At 71.9% G+C, this 10,456-nt stretch carries 9 protein-coding genes and 1 pseudogene; 4 read left to right on the plus strand and 6 right to left on the minus strand.

What is annotated here, in order from left to right:
- Positions 1 to 72: 72 nt before the first annotated feature.
- On the plus strand, positions 73 to 999 hold the full coding sequence (locus ACFVDP_RS31440; protein WP_383497446.1) for an NYN domain-containing protein: 927 nt from the start codon (positions 73 to 75) through the stop codon (positions 997 to 999).
- A 17-nt stretch (positions 1,000 to 1,016) separates the two neighbouring features.
- Here ACFVDP_RS31440 and ACFVDP_RS31445 read toward each other — a convergent pair whose 3' ends face one another.
- Positions 1,017 to 1,886: an alpha/beta fold hydrolase gene (locus tag ACFVDP_RS31445; protein WP_383497189.1), complete on the minus strand. Its 870-nt coding sequence runs from the start codon at positions 1,884 to 1,886 to the stop codon at positions 1,017 to 1,019.
- Between the two features lie 91 nt (positions 1,887 to 1,977).
- A pseudogene (locus ACFVDP_RS31450) lies at positions 1,978 to 4,603 on the minus strand (DEAD/DEAH box helicase).
- Positions 4,604 to 4,783: 180 nt separating this feature from the next.
- Here ACFVDP_RS31450 and ACFVDP_RS31455 point away from each other — a divergent pair.
- Entirely contained in the window at positions 4,784 to 5,563 is a 780-nt protein-coding gene (locus ACFVDP_RS31455; protein ID WP_383497192.1) for a ferritin-like fold-containing protein, read from the plus strand.
- A 40-nt stretch (positions 5,564 to 5,603) separates the two neighbouring features.
- Here the strand turns inward: ACFVDP_RS31455 and ACFVDP_RS31460 are convergent, their stop codons facing one another.
- From ACFVDP_RS31460 to ACFVDP_RS31475, 4 genes are all read right to left on the minus strand, one after another.
- Positions 5,604 to 5,876: a hypothetical protein gene (locus ACFVDP_RS31460; protein ID WP_383497194.1), complete on the minus strand. Its 273-nt coding sequence runs from the start codon at positions 5,874 to 5,876 to the stop codon at positions 5,604 to 5,606.
- Between the two features lie 195 nt (positions 5,877 to 6,071).
- Complete coding sequence (locus ACFVDP_RS31465; protein WP_383497197.1) at positions 6,072 to 6,299, minus strand: DUF3107 domain-containing protein; 228 nt, start codon at positions 6,297 to 6,299, stop codon at positions 6,072 to 6,074.
- 155 nt (positions 6,300 to 6,454) lie between these two features.
- Positions 6,455 to 7,096 (minus strand): TetR/AcrR family transcriptional regulator, encoded by a 642-nt coding sequence (locus tag ACFVDP_RS31470; protein ID WP_383497200.1) that lies wholly within the window; start codon positions 7,094 to 7,096, stop codon positions 6,455 to 6,457.
- A 221-nt stretch (positions 7,097 to 7,317) separates the two neighbouring features.
- Positions 7,318 to 7,536, minus strand: a complete 219-nt coding sequence (locus tag ACFVDP_RS31475; RefSeq protein WP_383497203.1) for a hypothetical protein — start codon at positions 7,534 to 7,536, stop codon at positions 7,318 to 7,320.
- A 241-nt stretch (positions 7,537 to 7,777) separates the two neighbouring features.
- On the opposite strand from ACFVDP_RS31475, the gene ACFVDP_RS31480 reads away from it, so the two are divergent.
- Both ACFVDP_RS31480 and ACFVDP_RS31485 read left to right on the plus strand, forming a co-directional pair.
- Positions 7,778 to 8,878 (plus strand): alpha/beta fold hydrolase, encoded by a 1,101-nt coding sequence (locus tag ACFVDP_RS31480; RefSeq protein WP_383497206.1) that lies wholly within the window; start codon positions 7,778 to 7,780, stop codon positions 8,876 to 8,878.
- 8 nt (positions 8,879 to 8,886) lie between these two features.
- Positions 8,887 to 10,251 carry a DUF3152 domain-containing protein gene (locus tag ACFVDP_RS31485; RefSeq protein WP_383497209.1) on the plus strand — a complete coding sequence of 455 codons (1,365 nt, stop codon included), beginning with the start codon at positions 8,887 to 8,889 and terminating at the stop codon, positions 10,249 to 10,251.
- Positions 10,252 to 10,456 lie beyond the last annotated feature (205 nt).

Genomic DNA, 10,456 nt, shown 5'->3' on the forward strand with positions numbered 1-10,456 from the left:
AGAAATTTTTCGAGAAACTAATTACTAGCTAGTAGCGGGACCGGTTGTGCACGCGGCGTGACGGCCGGGACAATGGAGGCGATGAACGACGACACCCCCTCGCCCGACCTCGCAGCCCGTCTCGATGCCACGAACGACCTGCTCAGACGGATGCTCGCCGAAGTGGCGAAGACACCCTCGACGCACGCGATCTTCGTCGACGCCGGTTACCTCTACGCTGCCGCCGGACGCCTCGTCACGGGCACCGAGGACCGGCGCGCCTTCGACCTCGACGCCGAGGGGGTCATCGACGCGCTCATCGACAAGGCCCGCACGATCTTCGCGGACAGCCGGCTGCTCCGCGTCTACTGGTACGACGGCGCCCGCCGCCGCATCCACACCGCCGAGCAGCAGTCGATCGCCGAGCTGCCCGACGTCAAGGTGCGCCTGGGGAACCTGAACGCCAACAACCAGCAGAAGGGCGTCGACTCCCTCATCAGGAGCGACCTCGAATCACTGGCCCGGCACCGCGCCATCAGCGACGCGGCCCTGCTCGGCGGCGACGAGGATCTGGTCTCCGCCGTCGAGGCGGCGCAAGGCTACGGCGCCCGCGTCCACCTCTGGGGCATCGAGGCGCCCGAGGGCCGCAACCAGGCCGAGCCGCTGCTGTGGGAGGTCGACAGCCAGCGCACCCTCGACCTCGGGTTCGTGAAGCCGTACGTCTCGCGCCGCGTCACACCCGCGTACGAGAACCACGAGCACGAGAACGCCGGCCAGCCCCGTCCCACCCGCGACCAGGTCCGGTTCGTCGGGGCGCAGATCGCCGCCCGCTGGCTCGCCGAGCGCGGCACCGACGCCTTCGTGCACATCTTGCAGGGCCACCCCTACCTGCCGGGCCCGGTCGACCAGGAGCTGCTGATCGAGGCCGAGGCCATGCTCCAGTACTCGCTGCGTGGCCACTCGGACCTGCGCCGGGCGCTGCGCGACGGGTTCTGGAGTCATGTGCAGGCGCAGTACTAGCTTTTTCGGCGCGCTTGTCAGCGTGCGGGGTGCCGGTCCCAGAAGGCCGCGAGGGCCTTGGCCGTCTCCAGGGGGCGGTCGGTGTTGGGGGAGTGCTCGGCCCCGGTGATCACGGAGCGCTCGGCGCCGAGGCGCCGCGCCATGTCGTCGAGCAGCGGCACGGGCCAGGTGTCGTCGCGCTCGCCCGACAGGACGTGCACCGGCGGCGCGAGCGCGGCCAGCTCCTCGACCCGGTCCGGCTCGGTGCACAACTGTCGCCCGGTGGCGATGAGTTGGGCCGGACTGTTGTGCATCCAGCGTCGCCGCAGATCGTCCCGGCCGTCGTCGCCGCGCACATCGGCCACGTCGTCGACGGCGTCGAGGGCCTGGATGGCGTCCCAGACCTGCGCCATGTCCAGGGCGGCCAGCGCGTCCCGGAGCAGCTTGACGCGCTGCTGCTGGGGCTCGGTGACGGCGGCAGGGCCCGATGCCATCAGGGTCAGGGACGCGAACGGCGCCGGGTCCGCGATGACCGCCGCCCGCGCGACGAGCCCGCCGAGCGAGTGCCCCAGCAGATGCACCCGCGCCACGTCGAGCGCCGCGACCTGGGCGAGCACGTCGCGGGCCAACTCGGCCTGTGCGTAAGGGGTTTCGTCGTCCGCGGGGCCGGGCGTCTCGTACTGTCCGCGCCCGTCGACGGAGACGGTGCGGTAGCCGGCCGCGCCGAGCGGCCCGTGCAGCGCGACGAAGTCCTCCTTGCTGCCGGTGAACCCGGGGAGGAGCAGCACGGTGCCGCGCACGGACCCCGACTCCGGCTCCCCGACGAGGGTGGCGAACTCGCCCCTGTCGGTGGCCAGTCGGTGCGCGCGGGTGCCGGGCGGCGGGGTGAAGGTGGAGGGCCTGCTCATGCCGTGAGATTACGTGGTGGGCCGCACCGCGGCGACATGGCGAAGGCCCGGGCTCCGCATGATGCGGAACCCGGGCCTGCTACCGATGTGCTCAGGCCTCGGGGGCCTCGACCGCCGCCACGGCCTTCTTGCGGGTGCGGCGCGGCTTCGTCTCCGTAGCGGCCTCGGCCTCGACGGGGGCCGCCGCTGCCTTCTTGCGCGTACGGGTCGCGGGCTTGGCCTCGACGGCCTCGGCCGTCTCGACGGCCGCCACGGCCTTCTTCCGCGTGCGGCGGGGCTTGGTCTCCGCGACCGGCTCCGCGGCCTCGACGGGGGCCGCCGCTGCCTTCTTGCGCGTACGGGTCGCGGGCTTGGCCTCGACGGCTTCCGCCGTCTCGACGGCCGCCACGGCCTTCTTGCGGGTGCGGCGGGGCTTGGTCTCGGCGACGGGCTCCGCGGTGGCCTCGACCGTCTCGACGACGGGCTCGGCCTTCTTGCGGGTGCGGGTCCGCGCGGGCTTGGCCTCGACGGCCTCCGCGGTGTCGACGGCGGCCTCCGCCTTCTTGCGGGTGCGGCGGGGCTTGGTCTCGGCGACGGGCTCCGCCGTGGCCTCGACCGTCTCGATGACGGGCTCGGCCTTCTTGCGGGTGCGGGTCCGCGCGGGCTTGGCCTCGACGGCCTCGGCCGTCTCGACGGCGGCCTCCGCCTTCTTGCGGGTGCGGCGGGGCTTGGTCTCCGCGACCGGCTCGGCGGCCTCGACCGTCTGCACAGGCTCGACCGCGTCGACGACCGCTTCCGCCTTCTTGCGCGTACGACGACGCGGCTGGGCGGGAACCTCGGCCTCGATCACCGGGGCGACGGCCTCGACGACAGCCTCGGCGGTCTCGACGACGGCCTCGGCGGCGGTGGGGGCGACGGCAGCGGCGGCACCGTTGCGCGTGCGGCGACGGCGGCGCGGGGTGCGCGGCTCGGTCGGCGCGGAGGAGTCCTCGGCGACCGGCGAGACCGGAGCGGCCGTGGCCGCGGCCTCCGCGGAGACCGGCTCGCCGTTGCGGGTGCGACGACGGCGGCGCGGCGTACGGGCGGAACGCTCACGCTCCTGCTCGCCACGGCCCTGGTCCCGGTCGCGAGAACGGTCGCGGTCGCGGTCCTGCGACGGACGGCCACCGCGGCCACCGCGCGGCGAAGCGCCACGGCCACCGGTCTCGCCCAGGTCCTCGATCTCCTCGGCCTCGAGCCCGGCGCGCGTACGCTCCGCACGCGGCAGCACACCCTTGGTGCCGGCCGGGATGCTCAGCTCCTCGTAGAGGTGCGGGGAAGACGAGTACGTCTCGACCGGGTCGTTGAAGTTCAGCTCGAGGGCCTTGTTGATCAGCTGCCAGCGCGGGATGTCGTCCCAGTCGACCAGCGTGATCGCGATGCCCTTCTTGCCCGCGCGGCCGGTGCGGCCGATGCGGTGGAGGTACGTCTTCTCGTCCTCGGGCGACTGGTAGTTGATGACGTGCGTGACGCCCTCGACGTCGATACCGCGCGCGGCGACGTCCGTGCAGACCAGCACGTCCACCTTGCCGTTGCGGAACGCGCGCAGCGCCTGCTCACGGGCGCCCTGGCCCAGGTCGCCGTGGACCGCGCCGGACGCGAAACCACGCCGCTTGAGCTGGTCGGCGATGTCGGCTGCCGTCCGCTTCGTACGGCAGAAGATCATCGCGAGCCCGCGGCCGTCGGCCTGGAGGATGCGCGAGACCATCTCGGGCTTGTCCATGTTGTGCGCGCGGAACACGTGCTGCGCGATGTTGCGCACCGTCGCGCCCTCGTCGTCCGGCGCCGTGGCGCGGATGTGCGTGGGCTGCGACATGTACCGGCGGGCCAGGCCGATGACGGCGCCCGGCATGGTCGCCGAGAACAGCATCGTCTGACGCTTCGCCGGCAGCAGCTTGATGATCTTCTCGACGTCGGGCAGGAAGCCCAGGTCGAGCATCTCGTCGGCCTCGTCGAGGACGAGCGCCTTCACGTGCGAGAGGTTCAGCTTCTTCTGGCCCGCGAGGTCGAGCAGTCGGCCCGGGGTGCCGACGATCACGTCGACGCCCTTCTTGAGGGCCTCGACCTGGGGCTCGTAGGCGCGACCGCCATATATGGCGAGGACGCGCACATTGCGCACCTTGCCGGCGGTGAGGAGGTCATTGGTCACCTGCTGGCACAGCTCGCGCGTCGGGACGACGACGAGGGCCTGCGGGGTGTCGGTGAGCTGCTCGGGCGTGGCCCGGCCGGCTTCGACGTCCGCGGGGACGGTGACGCGCTCAAGGAGCGGCAGACCGAAACCGAGGGTCTTGCCCGTACCGGTCTTGGCCTGGCCGATGACGTCCGAGCCCGAGAGGGCTACGGGGAGGGTCATCTCCTGGATGGGGAACGGATTGATGATGCCGACTGCCTCAAGGGCCTCTGCCGTCTCGGGGAGAATGCCGAGCTGACGGAATGTCGAAGTCTGCGTAGTCAGGGTGTTGCCTCTTCTGTGAGGTGCGGTGCGAGGCGAACGCGGGGGTCTTGACCGTGCCAGTGCCGTGCCTTTGGTACGCCGGTCCTGATCCGCTGCTGCGGTGGGACCGGGTGGCGCGGGACCACTGCCGACGCTCGAGCGCTCGTGCCGCTGAGGGTCCCTCCTCGATCCGTACGTCTCGTGACGTACGACCCGGAGGGCTGTCGGGTCGGAGCCGATCGGGCCACCGACCGGGCATCCTCATTCGTGCGGCCCGTCGCATCTGCGTACAAGCGCCATTGCGATGGGGGGCAAAGCGGCTTGCACTCGGCGGGCTCTTTACCACCATACCCCGGAAACGCGCATGTGCGATGGCCGATTTGGTCACGTAGCCGTCGTCACACTCTTTGACCAGGGACTTCCCCGCGACGGTGAGCGGGCTATTGTGCGCTTCATGGAGACGCCTGACAACGCCACGCCCGCCACTGAAGCGACCGGGGCGGCGACCGACGCCGCGGCCGACGCTCCGACCGGGATCGCCGCCCAGGACTGGGCCACCGCGTCCGTCGACGAGAACTACCGCGCCGCCGTCGTCGACCTGCTCGGCGCGCTCGCGTACGGCGAGCTGGCCGCGTTCGAGCGGCTGGCCGAGGACGCCAAGCTGGCGCCGACGCTCGCCGACAAGGCCGAGCTGGCGAAGATGGCCTCCGCCGAGTTCCACCACTTCGAGCAGTTGCGCGACCGGCTCGCGGCGGTCGGCGCGGAGCCGACCGAGGCGATGGACCCGTTCGTCGGCGCCCTCGACGGCTTCCACAAGCAGACCGCCCCGTCGGACTGGCTGGAGGGCCTGGTCAAGGCCTACGTGGGCGACTCGATCGCCTCCGACTTCTACCGGGAGGTCGCGGCCCGGCTCGACTCGGACACCCGCGAGCTGGTGCTCGCCGTGCTCGACGACACCGGGCACGCGTCGTTCGCCATCGAGAAGGTGCGCGCCGCCATCGAGGCCGAGCCGCGCGTCGGCGGCCGGCTCGCGCTGTGGGCGCGGCGGCTGATGGGCGAGGCCCTGTCGCAGTCCCAGCGGGTGGTCGCCGATCGCGACGCCCTGTCGACGATGCTGGTCGGGGGCGTCGCCGACGGCTTTGACCTGGCCGAGGTCGGCCGGATGTTCTCGCGGATCACCGAGGCGCACACCAAGCGGATGGCGGCTCTCGGGCTCGCCGCTTGATGCTCGGGCGTCGGTGCGTGCGGCTCAGGCCGCTCGCGCCTTAAGCGGACGTCGTGAGCTGGTGCGCTCTGCTTCGGGTAGGGCGCAGCAGCAGCGACAGCAGGGCCGCCGACATCACGACCGAGCCGCCGAGCGTGGCCAGCACATGGCCGGGCCCCAGCGACGTGTGGGTGACGAACGCCCCGAACAGCGCGCCGGCCATCCCGGTCGGCAGCACCAGCGTGCGCGACGGCAGGCGGTGCGGCAGACGGCGGCCCGCGGCCAGGGCGAGGGCCAGACCGAGCAGTGCGGAGCCAAAGGCTTCAAGAAGCATGGTGAGGGTCCCTCCCGCGCGGCCAGTAGGTGCAAATCGGTCCTAGCCGGTCTACCCCCGGTACCCGGAACGCAATCCTCCTCGTGTGCTCCGCCTGTGCCCGCCCTGTGAACTCCCGGGACCGGGCGCCGGTGAACGTCAAAAGGGGCCCGACGGCGTGCTGCCGACGGGCCCCTCCTGACGTGCTTCCCTGCTCTACAGCGGGCCGAAGCCCACCTTTCGCACTGCGGGCTCGCCCAGCTCCACGTAGGCGAGACGGTCGGCCGGGACGAGGATCTTGCGGCCCTTCTCGTCCGCCAGAGAGAGCAACTGCGCCTTGCCGGACAGCGCCGCGGACACCGCGCTCTCGACCTCCTCGGCGGACTGGCCGCTCTCCAGAACGATCTCGCGGGGCGTGTGCAGCACGCCGATCTTGACCTCCACGGCCTTGTCCCTCCGACGATCCGTGATGTGCGCGGACTACCGCGCCGTACGCAGCAAAGATTAGCCCGCCCGGCCGACGCTCCCGGCGTCCCGGCAGCACGCCAAGAGCGAACAGCGGAACGGGAACAAAACGGGACGGTGGGTGACGGGTGGGCTCAGTGGTGGTCCGTGCCGTGCAGCGGGAACCCCGCGATACCGCGCCAGGCCAGCGAGGTGAGCAGCTGCACCGCCTTGTCGCGCGGCACCGGGCTCTGGCTGGACAGCCAGTGGCGGGCGACGACCTGAGAGACGCCGCCGAGCCCCACGGCGAGCAGCATCGACTCGTCCTTGGACAGGCCGGTGTCCTCGGCGATGACGTCCGAGATGGCCTCGGCGCACTGCAGGCTGACCCGGTCGACGCGCTCGCGCACCGCCGGCTCGTTCGTCAGATCCGACTCGAAGACGAGGCGGAACGCGCCGCCCTCGTCCTGGACGTACGCGAAATACGCGTCCATGGTCGCCTGCACGCGCTGCTTGTTGTCCGACGTCGACGCGAGCGCCGTGCGCACCGACTGCAGCAGGGACTCGCAGTGCTGGTCGAGCAGGGCGAGGTAGAGCTCCAGCTTGCCCGGGAAGTGCTGGTAGAGGACCGGCTTGCTGACGCCGGCACGCTCGGCGATGTCGTCCATCGCGGCCGCGTGGTAGCCCTGCGCGACGAACACTTCCTGTGCCGCGCCGAGAAGTTGATTGCGTCGGGCACGGCGCGGCAGGCGTGTGCCCTTGGGGCGCGCTGCCTCAGTCTGCTCGATGGCTGTCACGCCGCCTCCCAATATCGTCCGTTGCGGTGTGCGCCGCGCCGTCATCGTACTTTTGGGTAACCAGGATGTGCGCGGTGCGAGCGCAGAATTTCACGGACCGGACGTCTGTGAAAGCCGCCTGTAGCGGCCCTGTGTGTGCAAAGTGGCGCATACCGATCTGTGGGTCGGCGGATGCGACGGCGACGCCACCGGCACCTCGGACACCACGCGCACCACCCGCATCACCGATAGTCGTCCTCATCGAGCGCGACCACCCTCGCCTGTTCCACCCGGTCCGCCTCGTCGGCGCTGTCCGGGTCGGCCACGGCGGCCGGCACGTCGTCCTGCCCGGGAGTCAGCTCGGTGGACTGCTCGGCGGCGTCGGCCTCCGGCTCCTCCACGCCGATCTCCGTGGGGCGGTTGTCCGAAAAAGTCCCGGGGTCACTCGGGTCGACCGTCATCGGTGGCTCCCTTCCTCACTTGTCCGTGCGCGGGCGGGTGCCCGTTATCGAGCGTAGGAGACACCCGATCGGGGCGCTATGCGATCTCTTGTCACACTCTTGTCCCGGCTCATGCCTGGTTCTTGCCCGCCAGGTGTCCGGCCTTCCCGGCGGGGACGGAAAGAGCTTTGGGGAGAGCTGTGTGCGATCTGTGACGGCGAACACACGATCCTCAGTGTGATCACCTCGTAACATATGCCGCATGCCTTCGACCGATTCGCCGCGTGTGCCTCCCGCCGTCGCCGCTGTGGCACCCAAGCCGGGTGCCGTTCAGGTCGCGGAGGGGGAGAGACTGCGCTCGGCCGGTCTGCCGGGGCTGACACTGGCGGTCCGGTCACGGCCGGGGACGCGGGAGGGGCTGCCGCCCGCGCTCTACGTCCACGGTCTCGGCGGCTCCTCGCAGAACTGGTCGGCGCTGATGCCGCGCCTCGAGGACATCGTCGACGGTGAGGCCGTCGACCTGCCCGGCTTCGGCGACTCACCGCCACCGGACGACGGCGACTACTCGGTGACCGGGCACGCGCGCGCGGTCATCCGTTATCTCGACGCCGAGCGCCGCGGCCCCGTACACCTCTTCGGGAACTCGCTGGGCGGCGCCGTCGCCACCCGCGTCGCCGCCGTACGCCCCGACCTCGTCCGCACGCTGACGCTGGTGTCGCCCGCGCTGCCGGAGATCCGGGTCCAGCGCACCGCCCTGCCGACCGGACTGCTCGCGGTGCCCGGAGTGGCCGCGCTCTTCACCCGGCTCACCAAGGAGTGGACGGCCGAGCAGCGCGTGAGCGGCGTCATGGCGCTCTGCTACGGAGACCCGAACCGCGTCACGCCGGAGGGCTTCCGGGCCGCGGTCGAGGAGATGGAACGGCGGCTGGGACTGCCGTACTTCTGGGACGCGATGGCCCGCTCCGCGCGCGGAGTCGTGAACGCGTACACGCTCGGCGGCCGGCACGGTCTGTGGAGTCAGGCGGGCCGTGTGCAGGCGCCGACACTGCTCGTCTACGGTGGACGGGACCAGCTCGTCTCCTACCGGATGGCGGCGCGCGCGGCGCGCACCTTCCGGGAGTCGCGCCTCCTCACGCTCCCCGACGCGGGGCATGTCGCGATGATGGAATATCCGGACACGGTCGCGACCGCGTTCCGGGAACTCCTCGCGGATTGCGAGGCGTTGAACGGGGCGCGGCGGGTGCCGGGTGACCAGGGGGAGCCTGGGGAGTCGGGGGAGCAGGGCGGATCCGGGGCGCAGGACGCGCCGGACAGGCCGGACAGGCCGGACAGTACGACGCATCGATCGAAGTTGGGGAGCTGAGGCGGCGAGTGGGACGGCACAGCCGCCGAGGGCCGGCAGACAACGGCGACACCGCCGACATACCAGTACCGCCCGCGCCGCGCGAAGGGCCGCCGGAGGGCCCGGGCCCCGGGCGCCGACGCAGGGCCGCCGCGCCGGAGGGCGCCACCCAGTCAGCCCGTACGTCCGCGCGGCCGGGAGGCCCGTCCGTCCGGGGCGGCCACCCCGAGCAGCGGGAGTCGGGCGGCGGCTGGGGTGCCCCCGGATCCGTCGCCGGGACGCGGTCCGACACGCGGGGTGAGCCCCGGACGGGGCCGCGCGCCGCGGCCACCCCGGCGGCAGGGACGCCGACGGTGCCGCATCCGCGATCGGCCCGTCCCCGCCAGGACTACGTCGACGCGTTCGACGCGCCCGCGCGCCGTGACGCGTACGCCTCCGTCACGGACTGGGACGCCCACACCCATGCCCACGGTGATGCCGACGACGACGCCCCCGAGGCGGACGCCTCGGGAGCCGGTGCGGGCCGGGAGAGCGCCGCGCCGGCCGAGGCGAACGGCGGACGGGAGAAGCGCGGCAAGGGGCTCACCTTCACCGGTATCGCCGCCGCGGCCGTCACCACCGTGCTCGCCGTCGTCGTCGCGGGCCAGGTCGCCGACCGGGACGGCGGGTCGTCCGGTGACCTCTCGTCGAAGTCGGCGGACGGCGCGCGCGTCCACGACGGCTCGGCGTCCCGCTCGGACGACCGGGCCACGCCGTCGAAGACCGCGCAGGCCGCCCCGGCGACGTACGACCAGAAGATGGCCAAGAAGTACCCGCTCAAGGCGGACCTGAAGGCGTCGGGGAAGTTCGCCGCGGTCGACGGCTTCGACAAGGCGCCGGGCCGCGGGCAGAAGTTCCGCTACCGCGTCGATGTGGAGAAGGGGCTCGGGCTCGACGGCGGGCTGTTCGCGCAGGCCGTGCAGAAGACCCTGAACGACAAGCGGAGCTGGGCCCACGACGGCGCCCGCACCTTCGAGCGGATCTCCTCCGGCAAGCCGGACTTCGTGATCACGCTGGCCAGCCCGGGGACCACGGCGGACTGGTGCGCGAAGTCGGGCCTCGACACGACCGAGGACAACGTGTCGTGCGACTCGGCCGCCACCGACCGCGTGATGATCAACGCCTATCGGTGGGCACAGGGCTCGAAGACGTACGACGACGTGCTCCACGGCAGCGCCATCCACCCGTACCGGCAGATGCTCATCAACCACGAGGTCGGTCACCGGCTCGGCTACAACCACGTCACCTGCTCGCAGGACGGCGCACTGGCACCCGTGATGCAGCAGCAGACGAAGTTCCTGACCTTCGACGGGATCACCTGCAAGCCCAACCCCTGGGTCTACCCCAACGCTTGACGCTTCGTAGCGTTCCGTAGCGGGGTGATCCCTTAGCGCGACAGAACGTCACGCGCACGCGAAAGTTACGCCCGTTCACCCCTTTTGGTGGGGGGGGGGGGGAACAGCCCCCCCCCCCCCCCCCCCTCCCCCCCCCCCCCTCCCCCCTCCCCCCCCCCCCCCCCCCCCCACCCCCCCCCCCCAAAACCGGGGGGGTGTCCTTGTT

Origin of the sequence: Streptomyces sp. NPDC057694 (assembly GCF_042799415.1) — a bacterium.
Taxonomy (GTDB): Bacteria; Actinomycetota; Actinomycetes; order Streptomycetales; family Streptomycetaceae; genus Streptomyces.